Annotated in this window: 1 protein-coding gene; it reads left to right on the forward strand. The window is 60.2% G+C overall.

Going from position 1 to position 289, the window contains the following annotated elements:
* On the forward strand, positions 1-289 hold a 289-nt coding region (locus ADB02_RS01625), incomplete at both ends, for a biotin/lipoyl-containing protein (protein WP_049189468.1).

Consider the following 289-nt stretch of genomic DNA (forward strand, 5'->3'; position numbering starts at 1 on the left):
CCGTTGCTCGAGGTTTCCACCGACAAGGTCGACACCGAAATTCCATCTCCGGTCGCCGGTGTTCTCACCGAGATTCTCTTTGAAGAAGACGACACCGTCGATGTTGGCGAGGTCATCGCAAAGGTCGGCGAGCCGGGCGAAGAGCCGGAAGGCGCTGACGATTCCGCTGAGGAGACCGAGGAAGAGGCTCCGAAGGAAGACGCTGAAGAGCCAAAGAAGGAAGCACCGAAGGCTGCCTCCGGTTCCGCTACTGACGTTGAGATGCCGGAGCTCGGCGAATCCGTCACCG

The organism is Corynebacterium sp. 212_CJEI, from assembly GCF_001055915.1.
In the GTDB taxonomy this organism is placed as follows: domain Bacteria; phylum Actinomycetota; class Actinomycetes; order Mycobacteriales; family Mycobacteriaceae; genus Corynebacterium; species Corynebacterium jeikeium_D.